At 53.5% G+C, this 18598-nt stretch carries 13 protein-coding genes and 1 pseudogene; 8 read left to right on the plus strand and 6 right to left on the minus strand.

Going from position 1 to position 18598, the window contains the following annotated elements; translation table 11 throughout:
* From ECL_RS13355 to ECL_RS13390, 8 genes are all read left to right on the plus strand, one after another.
* Window positions 1-744: an ORF6N domain-containing protein gene (locus ECL_RS13355; protein WP_044158720.1), complete on the plus strand. Its 744-nt coding sequence runs from the start codon at window positions 1-3 to the stop codon at window positions 742-744.
* Between the two features lie 2 nt (window positions 745-746).
* Complete coding sequence (locus tag ECL_RS13360) at window positions 747-1118, plus strand: hypothetical protein (protein ID WP_044158718.1); 372 nt, start codon at window positions 747-749, stop codon at window positions 1116-1118.
* Window positions 1102-1359, plus strand: a complete 258-nt coding sequence (locus tag ECL_RS13365; protein WP_013097283.1) for an excisionase family protein — start codon at window positions 1102-1104, stop codon at window positions 1357-1359. Before ECL_RS13360 ends, ECL_RS13365 begins: the two co-directional genes overlap by 17 nt.
* A gap of 44 nt (window positions 1360-1403) precedes the next feature.
* Window positions 1404-2696, plus strand: coding sequence for a tyrosine-type recombinase/integrase (locus ECL_RS13370; protein WP_013097284.1), 1293 nt, complete (start codon window positions 1404-1406; stop codon window positions 2694-2696).
* A gap of 184 nt (window positions 2697-2880) precedes the next feature.
* Window positions 2881-4083, plus strand: coding sequence for a nicotinate phosphoribosyltransferase (gene pncB / locus ECL_RS13375; protein ID WP_013097285.1), 1203 nt, complete (start codon window positions 2881-2883; stop codon window positions 4081-4083).
* 165 nt (window positions 4084-4248) lie between these two features.
* On the plus strand, window positions 4249-5649 hold the full coding sequence (gene asnS, locus ECL_RS13380) for an asparagine--tRNA ligase (RefSeq protein WP_029882977.1): 1401 nt from the start codon (window positions 4249-4251) through the stop codon (window positions 5647-5649).
* Window positions 5650-6254: 605 nt separating this feature from the next.
* The gene (gene ompF / locus ECL_RS13385; RefSeq protein ID WP_013097287.1) at window positions 6255-7310 is read left to right on the plus strand and encodes a porin OmpF; all 1056 of its coding nucleotides are present in this window, start codon (window positions 6255-6257) and stop codon (window positions 7308-7310) included.
* Window positions 7311-7492: 182 nt separating this feature from the next.
* Window positions 7493-8683 (plus strand): amino acid aminotransferase, encoded by a 1191-nt coding sequence (locus ECL_RS13390; protein ID WP_013097288.1) that lies wholly within the window; start codon window positions 7493-7495, stop codon window positions 8681-8683.
* 57 nt (window positions 8684-8740) lie between these two features.
* Here the strand turns inward: ECL_RS13390 and ECL_RS13395 are convergent, their stop codons facing one another.
* The 6 genes and pseudogenes from ECL_RS13395 to mukF form a co-directional block, all read right to left on the minus strand.
* Window positions 8741-9388 carry an MBL fold metallo-hydrolase gene (locus tag ECL_RS13395; protein ID WP_013097289.1) on the minus strand — a complete coding sequence of 216 codons (648 nt, stop codon included), beginning with the start codon at window positions 9386-9388 and terminating at the stop codon, window positions 8741-8743.
* A 20-nt stretch (window positions 9389-9408) separates the two neighbouring features.
* Window positions 9409-9960: a peptidoglycan L,D-endopeptidase MepK gene (gene mepK / locus ECL_RS13400; protein WP_013097290.1), complete on the minus strand. Its 552-nt coding sequence runs from the start codon at window positions 9958-9960 to the stop codon at window positions 9409-9411.
* 174 nt (window positions 9961-10134) lie between these two features.
* Entirely contained in the window at window positions 10135-11958 is a 1824-nt protein-coding gene (gene ldtD / locus ECL_RS13405) for a L,D-transpeptidase (protein WP_013097291.1), read from the minus strand.
* 180 nt (window positions 11959-12138) lie between these two features.
* Window positions 12139-16588: pseudogene (gene mukB / locus ECL_RS13410) on the minus strand (chromosome partition protein MukB).
* Entirely contained in the window at window positions 16588-17292 is a 705-nt protein-coding gene (gene mukE / locus ECL_RS13415; RefSeq protein WP_013097294.1) for a chromosome partition protein MukE, read from the minus strand. Before mukE ends, mukB begins: the two are co-directional and overlap by 1 nt.
* Window positions 17273-18595 (minus strand): chromosome partition protein MukF, encoded by a 1323-nt coding sequence (mukF, locus tag ECL_RS13420; protein WP_013097295.1) that lies wholly within the window; start codon window positions 18593-18595, stop codon window positions 17273-17275. The genes mukE and mukF overlap by 20 nt, the downstream gene beginning before the upstream one ends.
* Window positions 18596-18598: the final 3 nt, after the last annotated feature.

Genomic DNA, 18598 nt, shown 5'->3' on the forward strand with positions numbered 1-18598 from the left:
ATGAACACAGTAACGATCAATAACAAACAGCTGCCGGCAGTCGAATATCGCGGTCAGCGCGTTGTGACATTCGCAATGATTGACGAAGCTCACCAACGACCAGATGGAACAGCAGGACGTAATTTTCGTGAAAACAGGAACTACTTTGTCGAGGGGGTAGATTACGTTGAATTAGGTTCCGACGCTATACGCCGGGACCTTCCGGAAGGTGTGTTTTCTAAGTTTGCGCCCTCTGGAATTGTGCTTTTCGAGTCTGGATATCTGATGGTGGCGAAGTCACTCACGGACGATCTGGCCTGGCAGGTTCAGCGTGAGCTGGTTAACAGCTATTTTCGCACTCGCGCACCGCTGACGGAAATCGAGATGATCGCCGCAATGGCCGCCGATGCCGTTCGCCAGCAGAAGCGCCTGAATCATGTTGAAGAGCAGATCGAAACAGTCACAGAAGCTGTGGAGAACATCAAACGCGGGACCATGCGCGCCGGATATGTCGGTTACCGCCAGGTGGTAGCCAAAAGCGGAATGAGTGACGCCAAGTGCCGAAATTTGGTCAATGCCTACCGCATCCCTACAGACACGCACGAATTTATGACTCCAGACGGGCTTTTGTCACGTAGGGCTATCGTCGAACTGGAGCCGTTTATGGCCGCGTTTCGCCAGATGATGTCAGAAGCTGAACCGCGCGGCACCCGCTGGTATCACCCTAAAATGGGCCTGTTCCAGGCGATTGGGTGGGAGGGTTAAGAATGCACAAATTCTTCGTGGAGACAAACAACCTGAACACTATCAGCGATTGCCTGCAGCAGCTTGTTAACGCAGAAGAAGCGCAGCTCAGTATTGAAGAGCAACTGGCGAGATCGAACAGCAGTAGTGACTGGAGCACATGGCGCAAAAAGGCAGAGAACGCGCTGCGGCTGATCAAAGGGAAGCGTCGCATCATCACAGCCCGTCTGGCAGTCCTGCGTCATGAGGAAAAAGAACGCAACCTGGAACTGCACCAGCAGCACAACGATTTCCTGGTTCAGGCTCTGCGCGAAATTGTAACGCCCTCCTCTTTTGCGCGTTGCGTGCGTCTGGCTAAAGAGAAAATGGAGGAGATCCATGCAAACCAGTGCTGAAATCGTTCTTCTGGTGCCGAATGACTGGGTTAGCGAAAAGGTTCTGATTGCGGTTACCGGGCTTAAGCCCGGAACCATCACCCGCGCCAGAAAAGAATCCTGGATGCTGGGCCGCGAGTACCTGCACATTTCACCAGATGGTAATCCTAAGCCTTCGAGCGAATGCATGTATAACAGGAAAGCCGTTGATCAGTGGATCGAGGCGCAGAAAAAAAATCAACCAGGTGCGAAGACAGCATGAAAAGCAGTACACTCGTCAACGCTCCTGGACGTCAGGAGGGATCAATGGCTAATGCATCATACCCGACAGGCGTCGAAAACCACGGCGGTTCGCTCCGCATCTGGTTTCTGTATAAAGGTAAACGTGTCAGGGAAAACCTCGGTGTCCCTGACACTGCAAAAAATCGCAAGATAGCTGGTGAGCTGCGTTCTTCGGTTTGTTTTGCGATAAGGATGGGGAATTTTAACTATGCAGAAAAATTCCCAAACTCACCGAACCTTGCCCGGTTCGGTCAGGATAGAAAGGAAATTACTGTGCTGGAGCTTACCGAAAGATGGTCAGAGCTGAAGAGAATGGAGATCAGCTCTAATACCATGAGTAGGTACGAATCCATCATAAAAAACATGCTTCCGCGCATCGGCGAAAATAAAATGGTTTCTGCGGTTACCACTGAAGATTTGCTGTATGTAAGGAAGGAGTTGCTGACGGGCTTCCATGTAATGAAGAAGGATCACCGTACACAGGTAAAAGGCCGGAAGTCTTCCACGGTGAATAATTACATGATGCTGATGGCCGAGATCTTCCAGTTTGGAGCTGATAACGGCTACGCAAAGGAAAACCCGTTTAGCGGAATTAACCGTCTCAGGAAGGCAAAAGACGAACCAGATCCACTCACTACAGACGAGTTCATCAGGTTCATTCAGGCATGCGGCCACCAGCAGATGCGAAATCTCTGGACCGTCGCCGTTTATACCGGAATGAGGCATGGGGAATTATGTGGTCTTGCATGGGAAGACATCGATCTCACCGCGGGAACCATTACGGTTAAGCGCAACCTTACCCAAACGTATGAGTTCACCCTGCCAAAAACCGAGGCAGGCACTGACAGGGTGATTTATCTCATACAACCAGCTATTGATGCCCTTAGGGATCAGGCCCAACTGACGCGCCTTGGCCGGCAGCATGAGGTTGAAGTGAATTTGCGGGAATATGGCCAGTCAGTCATACATCCATGCACTTTCGTTTTCAGCCCTCAATGCGTCAAACGTGGACCTCGCACAGGATATCACTACGCGGTTAATTCGATTAATAAAATTTGGGCCCCGATAATCAAGCGAGCCGGTATTCGTTACCGCAACGCGTATCAGTCACGACATACCTATGCGTGCTGGTCATTATCAGCTGGAGCTAACCCAAACTTTATAGCAACTCAGATGGGGCATACCGATGCACAGATGGTTTACAAGGTGTATGGAAAGTGGATGTCAGAGAAGAGTGCCGAACAGGTTTCCCTGCTCAACCAGGCGCTTTCACGCTTTGCCCCATCACTGCCCCAAAGCATGGTTGTAGCACAGTAGTAAGCTGTAAATTCAAGTGGTTAGCAGCCATATCGCTACATTTGTATAACACGGGGCACAAAATGCCCTCGACCATAAAGAGCGCTTATGTTGTGATCGGGGTTCAATAAATCACTAAACAAGGTATACTCCGGAGTTGTTTATTGTACTAAACGCTCCTGTGAGAGGATGCTACTGCGCACCTATGACTCGATTCGCTTCTCCTGTTCTGCATACGTTGCTGGATACCGACGCGTATAAACTGCACATGCAGCAAGCCGTTTTCCACCATTACTATGATGTTGATGTTGCGGCGGAATTCCGCTGCCGTGGCGACGACTTGCTCGGTATCTACGCAGATTCCATTCGTGAACAGGTCGATGCTATGCAGCATCTGACGTTGCAGGACGACGAATACCAGTGGCTTTCCGGCCTGCCTTTCTTTAAAGCGGGCTATCTGAACTGGCTGCGCGACTTCCGTTATAAGCCAGAGCAGGTCACCGTCACGAATGATAACGGCAAGCTGGATATTCGCCTTGAAGGCCCATGGCGTGAAGTGATCATGTGGGAAGTTCCGCTGCTGGCTGTGATCAGCGAGCTGGCTCACCGCTACCGTTCGCCGGAAACCGGGGTGACTCAGGCACTGGCCGCGCTGGAAAACAAACTCGCAGGGTTTGCCACCCTGACGGATGGGTTGGATATGTCCCGCTTCCGTCTTATGGACTTTGGCACGCGTCGCCGTTTCTCCCGCGACGTTCAGCAGGCCATTGTTCAGCGTCTGCAGCAAGAGTCGTGGTTCGTGGGCACCAGTAATTACGATCTGGCACGTCGTCTGAACCTGACACCCATGGGTACCCAGGCGCATGAATGGTTCCAGGCGCATCAGCAGATCAGTCCAGATCTGGCCAACAGCCAACGCGCCGCACTGGCCGCGTGGCTTGACGAGTATCCGAATCAACTCGGCATCGCCCTGACCGACTGTATCACGATGGATGCGTTCCTGCGTGATTTCGGCCCTGAGTTCGCTGAGCGTTACCAGGGGTTACGTCATGACTCCGGGGATCCGGTTGAATGGGGTGAGAAGGCGATAGCGCATTACGAAAAACTCGGCATCGACCCGATGAGCAAGGTGCTGGTCTTCTCCGACAACCTCGATCTCGCGAAAGCGGTTGAACTCTATCGCCATTTCAGTACCCGAGTGAACCTGAGCTTCGGGATTGGCACCCGTTTAACCTGCGACATCCCTCAGGTAAAACCACTGAATATCGTGATAAAACTGGTGGAATGTAACGGCAAGCCGGTAGCCAAGCTCTCCGATAGCCCGGGTAAAACCATCTGTCATGATAAAGCGTTTGTCCGCGCGTTACGCAAAGCTTTCGATCTCCCTCAGGTCAAAAAAGCCAGTTAAGCGCTTAAGGGAGCCAAATGGCTCCCTACTTCTTATTTATTTCTTAATTCTTCTCTTTTGACTGCGAAATTTACTTGTCTGATAGCGGATGGCAGGTAACATAGATATCCCCCCATTTGGGTGGACAAGTGTTTATTTTTTCCGACTATTAACAGAGAGAATATTATGAGCGTTGTGCCTGTAGCCGACGTACTCCAGGGCCGTGTCGCCGAAGACCTAGAAGTCACCGTGCGCGGATGGGTGCGTACCCGCCGAGATTCTAAAGCTGGCATCTCCTTCCTTGCCGTCTATGACGGTTCCTGCTTTGATCCTGTACAGGCCGTCATTAATAATTCTCTGCCCAATTACAATGATGACGTTCTGCACCTGACAACCGGTTGTTCCGTAATTGTTACCGGCGTGGTTGTCGCATCACCGGGTCAGGGTCAGAGTTTCGAAATTCAGGCCACTGCCGTTGAAGTAACTGGCTGGGTTGAAGATCCTGATACCTACCCGATGGCCGCAAAACGTCACAGCATCGAATATCTGCGTGAAGTGGCTCACCTGCGTCCACGCACCAACCTTATTGGTGCGGTGGCCCGTGTCCGCCACACGCTGGCGCAGGCACTGCATCGCTTCTTCGATGAGCAGGGTTATTTCTGGGTATCTACCCCGCTGATCACCGCCTCCGATACCGAAGGCGCTGGCGAGATGTTCCGCGTTTCTACGCTGGATCTGGAAAACCTGCCGCGCACGCCGGAAGGTAAAGTGGACTTTGACAAAGACTTCTTTGGTAAAGAAGCCTTCCTGACGGTATCCGGCCAGCTCAACGGCGAAACCTACGCCTGTGCGCTGTCTAAAATCTATACCTTCGGCCCAACCTTCCGTGCGGAAAACTCCAACACCAGCCGTCACCTGGCAGAATTCTGGATGCTGGAGCCTGAAGTTGCTTTCGCAGATCTGAACGATGTCGCTGGCCTGGCGGAAGCCATGCTCAAGTACGTCTTCAAAGCGGTACTGGAAGAACGTGCTGATGACATGAAATTCTTCGCTGAGCGTGTCGATAACGAAGCGATTGCACGTCTGGAGCGCTTTGTTTCCTCCGACTTTGCCCAGGTGGATTACACCGATGCGGTCGCTATTCTCGAGAAATGCGGTGAGAAGTTTGAGAACCCGGTTTACTGGGGCGTGGATCTCTCTTCCGAGCATGAGCGTTACTTGGCTGAGAAGCACTTCAAAGCACCGGTTGTTGTGAAAAACTACCCGAAAGACATTAAGGCGTTCTATATGCGCCTTAACGAAGACGGTAAAACCGTTGCCGCAATGGACGTACTGGCGCCGGGCATTGGTGAAATTATCGGTGGTTCCCAGCGTGAAGAGCGTCTGGACGTGCTGGATGCGCGCATGCAAGAGATGGGGCTCAATCCGGCGGATTACAGCTGGTATCGCGATCTGCGCCGTTACGGTACTGTGCCACACTCAGGCTTTGGTCTGGGCTTCGAACGTCTGATCGCCTATGTCACAGGTGTTCAGAACGTACGTGACGTTATTCCGTTCCCACGTACGCCGCGTAATGCCAGCTTCTAAGTAACCAAAATCATAATGGCCAGCATTTGCTGGCCATTATTTTATTCTGCTCTGTCAATTTTCGTCAGCGTAAAGTAAGCACCTTTCAACTTTGACCCCGTCACAACCACTAGTTGTTACGTTTTGTTTCCACGAAATATCTACGAACAAAAAATAAACCCTATTCTTATTGCGATTATTTAATCCTCAAGCAATAGCACAAATTTCAACCAAAATCACAGCCATCCAGAAGTCCTTTCTGGGTCATAAGAAAAAATGAGTCGTTGAAGATGCGGGTATACGAATTGCCTTTATCTAAATTAATTATAAGGAATTCATATATATAGGAATCCACTTGCTGTTTAATTCGCCAGGTCTTTCTGAAATTTGAGATGGTTCACAAAGTTCCGAAAAATACACATTTAGTTACATATAATTTCTTTTTGTTACTCAATCTTGAAAACTGTAGCACTTTCAGGCTAGCGAAACGCTTCTATGAATGGAAAGATGCCTGACAGATACATAAAGACACCAAACTCTCATCAATAGTTCCGGAAATATTTATTGACGGAATTTATTGGCGGCAGTGGCGAGTGTCATAAAAAAACCAATGAGGGTAATAAATAATGATGAAGCGCAATATTCTGGCAGTGGTAGTCCCTGCCCTGCTGGTAGCCGGTGCAGCTAACGCTGCAGAAATCTATAACAAAGACGGCAACAAACTGGATCTGTACGGGAAAGCAGTTGGCCTGCATTACTTCTCTGATAATGACGGCAACGATGGCGACAAAACTTATGCTCGTCTGGGCTTCAAAGGCGAAACCAAAATCAACGACCAGCTGACCGGCTATGGTCAGTGGGAATATAACTTCCAGGGTAACAACTCTGAAGGCGCTGATGCTCAGTCAGGTAACAAAACCCGTCTGGCATTCGCAGGCCTGAAATTCGGTGACGCAGGTTCCTTCGACTACGGTCGTAACTATGGCCTGGTTTATGATGCAATCGGTATCACCGATATGCTGCCTGAGTTCGGTGGTGACACCGGCGTGAGCGATAACTTCTTCTCTGGTCGTACCGGTGGTCTGGCGACTTACCGTAACAGCGGCTTCTTCGGCCTGGTTGATGGTCTGAACTTTGGCGTTCAGTACCTGGGCAAAAATGAGCGTACCGATGCGTTGCGTTCCAACGGTGACGGCTGGGCAACCTCTCTGAGCTATGATTTCGATGGCTTCGGTATGGTCGGTGCTTACGGCGCGGCTGACCGCACCAATGCCCAGCAGAATCTGCAATGGGGTAAAGGCGATAAAGCTGAGCAGTGGGCAACCGGTCTGAAATATGACGCGAATAACATCTACCTGGCAGCACTGTACGGTGAGATGCGTAACGCGGCTCGTCTGGACAATGGTTTCGCTAACAAAACTCAGGACTTCTCTGTTGTAGCTCAGTATCAGTTCGACTTCGGTCTGCGTCCATCCATCGCTTACTACAAATCTAAAGCGAAAGACGTAGAAGGCATCGGTGACGAAGACTACATCAACTACATCGACATCGGCGCGACTTACTACTTCAACAAAAACATGTCCACCTATGTTGACTACCAGATCAACCAGCTGAAAGACGACAACAAGCTGGGCATCAACAACGATGATACCGTTGCTGTAGGTCTGGTTTACCAGTTCTAATCAGTACACCACTTTGTTATATGCTTAATGAACAGGGCTTCGGCCCTTTTTTTATGCCTGACAGAAAATAATGGCGACTTTTGAAAAGCCGCACGCTTTTCGTCGCAAACGGTTGGCATTTTGTAAATCTACCGTTAACCTGATAGCGGATTTCACTTCTGTAATCACAATGGAACTTCGTCATGTTTGAGAACATTACCGCCGCTCCTGCCGACCCTATTCTGGGCCTGGCCGATCTGTTTCGTGCCGACGACCGCCCTGGCAAAATCAACCTGGGTATTGGTGTATATAAAGATGAAACCGGCAAAACCCCGGTACTGACCAGCGTAAAAAAAGCTGAGCAGTATCTGCTGGAAAATGAAACCACCAAGAACTACCTCAGTATTGATGGTATCCCTGAGTTTGGTCGTTGCACGCAGGAGCTGCTGTTCGGTAAAGGTAGTACAATTGTGAGCGACAAACGCGCGCGCACAGCACAAACGCCTGGCGGTACCGGCGCACTGCGCGTGGCGGCGGATTTCCTTGCAAAAAATACCGCTGTTAAGCGCGTATGGGTAAGCAACCCAAGTTGGCCGAACCATAAGAGCGTCTTTAACTCTGCGGGTCTGGAAGTGCGCGAATATGCCTACTACGACGCCGCAAATCACGCTCTGGACTTCGACGGTCTGCTGGCGAGCCTGAGTGAAGCCCAGGCGGGCGACGTGGTACTGTTCCACGGCTGCTGCCACAACCCAACCGGCATTGATCCGACGCTTGAACAGTGGGAACAGCTGGCGAAACTGTCTGTCGAAAAAGGCTGGCTGCCGCTGTTTGACTTCGCTTACCAGGGCTTCGCCCGTGGTCTGGAAGAAGATGCTGAAGGTCTGCGCGCTTTCGCAGCCGTCCATCAGGAGCTGATCGTTGCTAGCTCCTACTCCAAGAACTTTGGCCTGTACAATGAGCGTGTTGGTGCCTGCACGCTGGTCGCAGCAAACGAAGAGACTGCCGATCGTGCGTTCAGCCAGATGAAATCAGTTATCCGCGCTAACTACTCTAACCCACCAGCACACGGTGCCTCTGTCGTTGCCACCATCCTGAGCAACGATGCGCTCCGCGCGATTTGGGAACAAGAGCTCAACGATATGCGTCAGCGTATTCAGCGCATGCGCCTGCTGTTTGTGAACACCCTGGCAGAGAAAGGTGCAGACCGTGATTTCAGCTTTATTACTAAGCAGAACGGTATGTTCTCTTTCAGTGGCCTGACCAAAGAACAGGTTCTGCGTCTGCGTGAAGAGTTTGGCGTGTACGCCGTGGCCTCTGGCCGCGTGAACGTTGCAGGTATGACCCCTGACAACATGGCGCCACTGTGCGAAGCGATTGTCGCCGTACTGTAATGTAATTAGCGCCCACAAAAAAGCCTGCACGATGCAGGCTTTTTTTATTATCCGGATTTACCAGACAGGCATTTCATCCTGAAGGAAGGGGTTATGCACCCGCTCGTAGCCCAGCGTCGACATCGGGCCGTGTCCAGGGATAAACGTCACGTCATCACCCAGTGGCAATAACTTCTGTTTAATCGACTGGATCAGCTGTCCGTGGTCGCCACGCGGAAAATCGCTGCGCCCTACGCCACCTTTGAAAATCACATCTCCGGAAATCAGCAGACGGGACTGGTCATCAAAGAAGACAATATGGCCTGGCGTATGCCCAGGACAATGCAACACCTGTAAAGTCACATTCCCTACGTTCACACGCTCTCCTTCGTTTAACCAGCGATCGGGCGTCAATGGCTGACACTCATCGAGGCCAAACATGCGGCTTTGGGCTGGCAAACCCTGCAGCCAGAACTCATCTTCTTTTTCCGGACCGATCACCGGCACTCCATAGTGCTGTGCCAGCTCCGCCGCTGCGCCGACATGGTCAAGGTGACCATGCGTCAGTAAAATCTGCATCAGCGTCACACCGCTTTCTGCAACTTCCTGTTTGATCTTCTCAGCGTCACCGCCGGGATCGACAAGCGCGGCCAGTTTGGTTTGTTCACACCAGATCAATGAACAATTCTGGGAGAACGCCGTAACCGGAATAATACGATAGTTCATACTGCTCCTGTGTTTCGTTATTACCAGTGCCGAACTGGACCGGTATCAATATGCACAAAGTTACTACTTGGGTAATATCCTACACCACCTGCGCGCATAGATAACGCAGCTTTGCGAATATTGGCTAACGAAACGCCTTCAATATGGAAATCCATTGCCTGTCCCCTGGTGTGATAGCTTTTTTTCGCTACCCCACGGCTGCGGGCGCGCAATTCATTATTGGTATCAATGGAACGATAACCCGAAATGAGTTGCACCGGCTTGCTGGTACCCAGCAGGCCCTGAAGGCGGAACAACTGGTCAAATAATCCTGGGTCGATGGCTTTTACTTTATTCGCGCGGAAATCACGGAAAAAATGGTTAAGTCTTGCTAATTCATCCTGAATATAGCCTCTGCCATCGAAGAATTCCGCTTTTAGCGACTCACCAGTATGCAGATTGTTGAGCGTTAAAATACGCGGACGAGGTGTCGAGAGGGTGGCAAATGCTGGCGTCGGCAGGATGGCCGCTGCGCCGAGCGCAACGCCACCTAACGCCAGCAGTTTGCGGCGATTAGCGTCAAATTTGTCCATGATAATCAGGTCTACAGGTCAAAGAAATCGTAATATGCTTAGCGCACGAAGGGCACCTTAACTGGCAAAGCCGACGACGTCAAGGCACCCAACCCCAGCAAACACGCGGCTTCCAGCCATATCGCCACGTATTTGCCCTAACTTACGACAACCTATTTTCCCGAACTGCTTCATTTACCTGATTAATTGTTCAGCTTTTGGCAAAATTTGTGCGCCGGATCGCGCCGTGAGATCATAATTGTAAATATCTGTACGATACTGGGTACGTCCATCTTCACCAACAAACGCCGTCAGATAGTAAAGATTGACCGGTATATTGTGTCGAATGTTAACGTAACGGGTGTCCCCCTGCTTGAGGGCATCGGAGATCCGCGTGTCGTTCCAGCCCGCATCCTGCAACAGCATATTCGCCAGTTCCGATGCCTTATTCACACGGACGCAGCCTGAGCTGAGCGCGCGGGCATCTTTCTGGAACAGGTTATGGTTCGGCGTATCATGCAGATAGATAGCGTCCGAACTTGGCATGTTGAATTTATAGCGCCCCAGCGAGTTATGCGCACCCGGTGCCTGCTGGAAACGGAATGGCAGGTTCGACGGCGTAATTGTTGACCAGTCAACCATCCACGGATCGATCGTCTCTTTGCTGTTCCAGCCGCGGATCACCGTATAGTTATGACGCTCCAGATAACCAGGATCGTTCCAGACCTTAGGCAGAATATCCTTGCGCGCCAGCGTCGGCGGCACGTTCCACGGCGGGTTTACCACTACGTTATTCAGGGCGCTGCTCATCATCGGCGTTTTACGGTCAGGACGTCCGACAATCACACGCGACGCCAGCACCTCGCTACCGTTCTGATAATAAACCAGCGAATACGCTGGTATATTCACCATAATCCCGGTCGACAGTGTTCCCGGCAGCAGACGTAAACGCTGGATATTCAGCGCCAGCACTCCAGCACGCTGGGCAGGCGAGACGTTCAGCCAGTCGCGGGTGGATGGACCGATCACCCCGTCTGCGCCCAGCCCCTGCGCGGCCTGGAACTGCTTAACCGCCGCGACCAGTTCGCGATCGTAGGCGGCGGGTTTGTTGCTCTGTGCAACGGCCTTTTTCTCTTTTACCGGGGCCGACGGGCTGACGACCGCGCTTTGCGTATCGTCGCCGGGCAGCGCAATCTTAGGACCGCTTTCGAGAATGCCGGAGCGTTTCATAATTTCGCGGATCGCCGGGACATCGCTGCTCCACTGTCCCGGACGAAGCGTGGTTGTGCCACGCACCTGAGGCCACGGGCGGGAATCCGCAACCAGCTCAAGCAGCGACTGATGCATGGTGGCATACTGCGGATGGGCCGGTGCCAGGCTTGCGATAAAGCGCGGCAGGTCACCGTTATCCAGCGCCAGTTGCCACTGGTTAATGACCGACAGCGCCGGCGTCGCCAGCTTGTACGGTTTTTGACTGTATAACCAGCGGTTGCCATTGACCGGAATGCCCGCCACGAACTGGAGGTAGCCCATCATGGCATCAGACAGCACCACATCACGCGCCTGACCGGTAACGGCAGGATCGGTCAGAAGCTCAACCCAGGTGGTAAATTGCGGCTGAAAACCAGCAATGGCGACTTCCGCCAGCTGCTGCTGGAAAGCGCGCACGGCGTCCCGGTTTTCCCACATCGGCTTCATATCACGCGCGGCATAAAGCAGCGTAAGCTGGTTAATGTAAGCAGGCGTGTATCCTGCAGGAAGCCCGGTAAGAAGCTGCTGGCGGAGCGCGCCGGTGTCGATACCTTCGGGTAGCGGTCTGATACCCGCTAAAATGGCCGTCGCGGGAGATTGATCCAGCGGTTGTGACAGCGACGTCGGCTGCGCACCCATCGTCGCGGAACTGTCTGACGGTACAACTTCAGGCTCATCGGCCTGAGCGCTTAACAGTGGAGCAAACATCACCGCCAGACACAAACTCAACGCTGACAGCTGATGACCACGATTTTTCTTTAGCAACATCCCTTGCCCCCTGTTTTCTCACGACATGCCCATCACACTGGGGCTTTTATTCATTATAGGAAGGCACAAACGCAGTTGCCTTACCTTATGTAAAGAAGTTTAAAGATAACGCAGCCGTAAGCATAAGTTAAGCGTAAAAAAAAAGCGGCGCTAATGCGCCGCACTTTGTAACAACACGCCTCAAGAGGCGTCTGCTGTGCCCGGTAAGGACTCCGGCGGCTGCGGAGCAAAGCCACGCAGGCCTACAACATGAACGTGCTCGCTGTTCTGGAACACTTTACGCACCAGTTTATAGGTTGTGCCTTTTTCCGGACTAATATTTTCCGGTGCCGCAATAATGAGCTGCATATCCAGACGTTCGCAGAGCTCAAACAGCGTGGCGATGGAGCGGGCATCCAGACGCGCTGCCTCATCAAGGAACAGCAGACGGCATGGGGAAATATCTTTGCCGCGCAGACGACGCGCTTCATCTTCCCAGCTCTGCACCACCATCACCAGAATCGACATCCCGGTACCGATAGCTTCACCGGTCGACAGTGCCCCGGATTCCGCACGCAGCCAGCCATCTGAACCACGGTTAACCTCAACTTCCATCTCCAGGTAGTTACGGTAATCCAGCAGCTCTTCACCGATGGTTTGCGGCGTACGTTGCCCCATATCAATCTGCGGATTCAGACGCTGATACAGCTTCGCCAGCGCTTCGGAGAAAGTCAGACGGTTGCTGTTAAACAGATCCTGATGCTGTTCATGCTGCTCAGAGAGCACATCCAGCAGCGTAGAGTGCGCTTCACGCACGTTTACATTCAGACGTACGCTGTTCACCTGACCAAACGATACGCTCTGCAGACCCTGGTTCAGCTGGCGAATACGGTTCTGCTCGCGCTGAATGGTCTTGCGGATGATGTTCGCCACGCTACGGGAGCTGATAGCCAGCTTCTGTTCACGGGAGGTCAGCTCTTCCGTCAGGCGCCCCAGTTCAATTTCCATCTGTTCAATGGCTTCGACCGGATCGTCGGTACGGATGATGTCCTGACGAATACGCTCACGCAGATGCTGGTATACCGCCACGAAGAACTGAATTTTACGCTCAGGACGCTTCGGATCTTCAGACATACGCAGCACATCGCGCAGATGTTCGTTATCGGCCACCGCCAGACGCAGCGCACCCAACGCCTTATCCGACATGGATCGCAGTTCATCCGCAGAGAGGTACGCCAGTTCACGACGATGCAGACGGCGTTCAACATTATTGTCTTTCACCATGCGCATCACCGCGCACCAGCCAGCCTTCGCAGATACCACCTGCTCGCGCATTTCGTGATAGTCGCGCTCCAGCTTGCGCAGGCGGCGGGTCAGGTTATCCATCTCCGCTTCACAGAAGGTCAGCGCTTTTTTCCAGCTGATTACGACGCGCACGGTTATTGCTCAGCTGGGCATGCAGCTCATCACGACGAACACGCGCCCGCTCTTCTGCCCCGCTGTCGGCACGGACGCCGATATCCTGCAGCTCTTTTTGCAGATCGTTTAACAGCTCTTTCTTGGTATCAAAGGAGCTTTTTAGCGAGGCCAGAACCTGATTGTACTGGTTCAACTGGGCCGCGTGGCTACGCATCGCTTCACGGGCACGCGTACGTTCCGCTTCAGCCTGCTCAAGGCGCTGGCGTAATTTCTCGTTCAGATCGCTGTTACCGCTCAGCATTTCCGCCGAGTCAGAGTAGCCGAAGTGAGCGCGACGCTGCACCACTTCCGTCAGGGCAAACGCCTGCTGGCGTGCTTCACGCTGCACCTGCTGGGACCAGGCATAATCTTCTTTTAGCTGCTCAAACTGCTCTGGATCGCTCTGAAGCACCGAAACGACCGGCTCCAGCTTCGCCAGCTGATTACCGTGTTGCTGCACGAAGCGCGCAGCCTCCTGCGCTTCATCCAGACGTTCCTGGATTTCATCCACACGGTCAGCCAGCGTATCGTCCGCCAGCAGATTCAGACGCGGCAGAATGCGGTTCAGGGCAGCAACGCCCTCTTTCGCCTGTTCAAACTGAACGCGGCTCTGCTGGTTGTCATTTTCATGGCTGGCAATCGCGCGCTCAAGCTCACCACGGCGGGTGTTAAGCTTGCGAATTTCCGCTTCCGGGTCAGCCTCAAAGGCCACTCCCAGATGGCTACCGATAAAGCGGCTAAATGCCTGATGCAGGCGCTGGGTTTTCTGCACGTCAAACGACAACGTCGCAAAACGTTCAGACAGTGTTTCACGCTCAGCGTGCAGGCTCTCAATACGACTTTCACGCGCGGCGCGGCCAAACAGAGGAAGTTCCGGGAAGCGCGAGTAACGCCACTGACGGTCAGCGATTTTCACCACTACCGCTTTTTCCAGCTCGTCAACGCTGAACACGCTGTCATCGAACGATTGCGGATCCCCTTCGATCAGATAGAGATCTTCCGGGCAATCTTCCAGCCCTTCGAGCTGTTCGGCAATCAGAGACAGATCCGGCACCACAATCGCGTTACGCGACGGGCCATACAGCGCGGAGAAGTACGGCGCATCGTCCAGACCCACGTCATCATAAATTTCTGACAGCAGTACGCCACCGAAACGCTCCGCCAGCGTATTCAGGCGGGCATCTTCCGCACCGCCCGGCTGGCTTAAGCGTTCAATCTCTTCGTCAACCTCGCGCTTGCGCGCACCAACTTCATCACGCTCAACAATCGCCTCGCGCTCGCGCTCAAGCAGCTGTTGCAGATATTCGGTCACTTCCTGGCTGGATTCGAACGTTTCACCGCACTGTTCGCTGAGCTGGTTCAGGCTGCTTTGCGCCGCCAGCCAGACGGGTGCGCGTTGCAACAGCGTCTGCGAGCGGGACTGAAGCTGCTCCAGCTCCTGACGCAGCGTCATCCGCTGTTCGCTGGCGCTGGATACCGTATCGGAAAGGGCGGCGATACGGGCTTCAAGCTCCTGGTGCAGAGCCTCGAGATCGTCAATATCGTAATGTTTACCCTGACGCTTACAGAACTCGGCCAGCAGACGCTCGGCCTCCTGCTGCTCGCGCAGACGCTGTTCCAGCTCGTTCAGACGCATACGCAGCGGTTGCACCTGCTCAGCCAGATGACGCTGGTTGACGCCGTCGCGCAGCAACTCGCGGGCTACGTCCCACGCTTCGTTTCGCGCCAGCGGGCCGTTAATCGCCACCACCAGCTGATAAGCTTGTTCAAACTGGCTGTGCGCGGTCTGCGCGACGCTCATTTTCTGTTCCAGGGAGAGCAGTTTTTCCGTGGCTTCCTGCTCTTTCGCCTGGAAGGTGTCCAGCCATTCATCGGCGCTGTCCGGCGTCAGGTCAGGCAGATGGCATAGCTCTTTCGCACGCTGCAATGCCTGCAGGGCCTGGTTGTACTGAATTGCACGCGTCTGCTGCACGTCCAGCGCCTGCTGGTAATCGGCGAGCTGGCTTTTCAGCTCATCCACTTCCAGTTCGGCGGCTTCGGCACGCGCTTCGTTCTCTTCCTGCATGTCGGCGGCTTCGGCCACCACTTCGTTTTGCTCTTCGAGACGAATTTGCAGTTCATCGAGATCGGCTTCGTAGCGCTCGATTTTTTCCTGCTGGCGCAGCGCGGTCTGAACCAGGTTCAGGTGATCGCTGGCGGCCTGATAATCGGCTTCCAGATCGCCTTCAGCCCCGTTGTGTTCGCCCAGTTCACGGGCCATTTCAACGTGCTTATACTGCTCGGCCACCAGCTGTTTACGCGAGGTGAACAGCTCGCGGCGGTACTCTAATGCCTGATCGAGATGCACACGACGCTCGTTGGCGTGACGCATATAATCCGCCGCCACATAGTTGGTGGCTTCACTGATCAGGTGTTTAAACAGATCGCGGTCAGACTGGGTAACGCGAATCGCTTCCAGCGTCATGCGGTTTTCACGCAGCGCGGCTTCCATGTCCTGGAAGGCCTTACGCACGCCGCTGTTTTCCGGCAACAGGTAGTCGCGCAGGGAGCGGGTAATGGCGCTGGAGATCCCGCCGTACAGGGAGGCTTCAATCAGACGGTAATATTTGCTGCGGTCGGATGCGGTACGCAGACGACGCGCCACCACGCCCAGATCGAACATCAGGGAGTGGTAATCGGTAATCGAGTTGAACTGCTTGAACTGCACGCCTTCGATAGCTTCGAGCTTGTCTTTCAGCTCCTGCAGCGTCAGTACGCGCGCCTGGCGCTCATTGAGCGTTTCCGTCAGCAGCGCCGTTGGCTGCATTGAGGTTGGCAGGCCCTGAATCGCGAACGGTTTGATATCCACTTTTCGGTCGCGACCGGCGACCTGCTGTAGACGCACGCCCACCACCACACGCTGATGACGGGAGTTGATCACATCCAGCACCGAATAACAGACGCCAGCTTTGAGCTTACCGTGCAGGCCTTTATCGCGGGAGCCGCTTGTCGCCCCCGCTTCGGTGGTGTTACGGAAGTGCAGCAGCGTCAAATCAGGGATCAGCGCCGTCACAAAGGCCGCCATGGTGGTGGATTTACCCGCACCGTTACCGCCGGAGAGCGTTGTCACCAGCTCATCAAGATCAAAGGTTCGGGCAAAAAAGCCGTTCCAGTTAATCAGCGTTAGTGAGCGAAATTTACCGCGTTCAATCATTACTCTTCCTCCCCGCTATCCGGCTGATTGTCTTCAGGCTCGTCATTGAGCTGCAAATGGTTTTCCACCGGCATCGCCTCACCGTCGCGGATCATGCGAAGCTGCGCTTCACGCGCGTCGTCGCCCGCACGCACGTCGGCACCGAAGCGGAAAACAGATTCCGTAATGCGGAATTTGCTGCTGTCGTGGCCCATAAACCAGACCATCCCCAGACGACGCAGACGGTTCAGAGAAGAGCGAACTTTTTCCTGCAATTTCTGACGATCGAGATCCGACCCCGTAGAACGGTTGTTCACAAGCTTCAGCAGCTTGCTTTCGTCTGCCAGCGTCAACAGCTCATCGTAAAGCTCCTGCTGGGTGAAGATCCCTTCATTTGCCAGACGTTCCGGGCTGAGGTAGAGGTAGCACAGAATTTTGCCGACCATCATATCCAGCTCGGAAAGCACAGAGCGCGGAATAAGCGTGGTGGAACGCGGACGCAGGTAGAAGAAACCTTCCGGCGCGCGGATAAGCTCAACGTTATAGCGTGCGTAAAACTCTTCCAGATACTCCTGGAAGTCCATCAAAAAGGCGTGATTATCCAGCTCGTCGAGGCCAATATGACGACCGGCACGCAGCTGGCTGTCCAGCGCCGGAAATAACGGATTCGCCAGCGCCTGTGCCAGCTTTAATGGCATCACTTGTTCAATATTTGTCAATGACATGCGCCTGTACCTTGGCTCCGTAATCGTTAATCGGCTGCCACTTCGGCGGCAGTCCGGTGAAATCTGCTTGCGCGATACCCAGGCGAACCGCCTGATCTACCACAATGCGGGCAACGTCGAAGTGGCGCGCGCGAGGATATTGCGCCAGATAGTCGCGCACCACGAGACCAAGATCCAGCGGTACCTGTCTGGTTTTGTAGACAGCGAGCTGTTCTTCGATCATGGCCGCAAGTTGCTCACGAATTTCGTTGAATTCTTCGTATTCCAGATCCGGTGGCAGCTCACCGGTTACCTCTTCATCACGCAACGCCATCTCTTCGTCACGCATATCAAGCAGACGATCGGCATTGGCGTAGGTTAGCGCCCACGGCGCATCGAAGTAGGTTTGAACAGACTGACGCAGACGCTGAGCAAAGACGCGGTTTTTATCCATATCGATGGCGGTACGGATAAATTTATGTACATGACGATCGTAACCGATCCACAGGTCAATCGATTGCTGGCCCCAGCTAATGATGCGATCGAGCTTGCTCTGCAAATCAAAGACCAGACGGTCGATAAAATGCAGATCGTCATGTGCCATGGTCGCATCCTGAATGCGCAGCAGGTTGGCCTGGAGCTTATCGCCTGCGGCCTCCAGCGTATCCTGCAGTTCACGCAGCGTGCCGGAGGTTTCCGACAGCAGCAACTCACAGCTGGAGATGGCCGCACGCCAGTCTTTATTCAGCAGTTGCGCGATATCATCTTTCACCTGCTGCTGCTGTTCGTCCATCAGACGCTGGGTCAGATCGATACTGTCAAAAATCTCCGCTACCGAATATTTCAGCGGCGCGTAGACGTTGCGGTGCCAGTGGAATTCATCACCGTTTTCATCCGCGGCATCGGCTGCACGCTTGAGTTCACCCGCCACAATCGAGAGCTGCATGGAAAGACGCAGCGTGGAAAACTCACGCTGGCGGATGTAGTAATCGGTAATGCCGATGCCCAGTGGCGTCAGTCGATAAATGGCGTTACCTTCCGCCTGCTCGCTGGTAAAGCGGTTCAGCAGACGTTGACGCACCATATCGTTGATTGCGTTGTTGGCACGCACGCTAATGGTTTCGCTGGTTTGCTCAAACGCATCACTCACATGGCGGAACGCATCCACCAGTTCACCCTCGCTCATTTCGCCATCGAGCCGTTCGCCGTTCAGCGTGGCAACCGCCAGCAGGAAAGAGAGTCTGTCTACCGGCAGCGAGATGGAGAAATCATTTTTCCTGGCCCAGGCAACCAGTTCGGGGACTGTCTGGGAAAATTCACTCATAGG

The sequence above is a fragment of the Enterobacter cloacae subsp. cloacae ATCC 13047 genome (genome assembly GCF_000025565.1).
Classification (GTDB): Bacteria; Pseudomonadota; Gammaproteobacteria; order Enterobacterales; family Enterobacteriaceae; genus Enterobacter; species Enterobacter cloacae.

Coding starts and splice junctions, on each gene's coding strand:
- ECL_RS13355 (WP_044158720.1), top strand. CDS start 1: ATGAACACAGTAACGATCAATAACAAACAGCTGCCGGCAGTCGAATAT.
- ECL_RS13360 (WP_044158718.1), top strand. CDS start 747: ATGCACAAATTCTTCGTGGAGACAAACAACCTGAACACTATCAGCGAT.
- ECL_RS13365 (WP_013097283.1), top strand. CDS start 1,102: ATGCAAACCAGTGCTGAAATCGTTCTTCTGGTGCCGAATGACTGGGTT.
- ECL_RS13370 (WP_013097284.1), top strand. CDS start 1,404: ATGGCTAATGCATCATACCCGACAGGCGTCGAAAACCACGGCGGTTCG.
- pncB (WP_013097285.1), top strand. CDS start 2,881: ATGACTCGATTCGCTTCTCCTGTTCTGCATACGTTGCTGGATACCGAC.
- asnS (WP_029882977.1), top strand. CDS start 4,249: ATGAGCGTTGTGCCTGTAGCCGACGTACTCCAGGGCCGTGTCGCCGAA.
- ompF (WP_013097287.1), top strand. CDS start 6,255: ATGATGAAGCGCAATATTCTGGCAGTGGTAGTCCCTGCCCTGCTGGTA.
- ECL_RS13390 (WP_013097288.1), top strand. CDS start 7,493: ATGTTTGAGAACATTACCGCCGCTCCTGCCGACCCTATTCTGGGCCTG.
- ECL_RS13395 (WP_013097289.1), bottom strand. CDS start 9,388: ATGAACTATCGTATTATTCCGGTTACGGCGTTCTCCCAGAATTGTTCA.
- mepK (WP_013097290.1), bottom strand. CDS start 9,960: ATGGACAAATTTGACGCTAATCGCCGCAAACTGCTGGCGTTAGGTGGC.
- ldtD (WP_013097291.1), bottom strand. CDS start 11,958: ATGTTGCTAAAGAAAAATCGTGGTCATCAGCTGTCAGCGTTGAGTTTG.
- mukE (WP_013097294.1), bottom strand. CDS start 17,292: ATGTCATTGACAAATATTGAACAAGTGATGCCATTAAAGCTGGCACAG.
- mukF (WP_013097295.1), bottom strand. CDS start 18,595: ATGAGTGAATTTTCCCAGACAGTCCCCGAACTGGTTGCCTGGGCCAGG.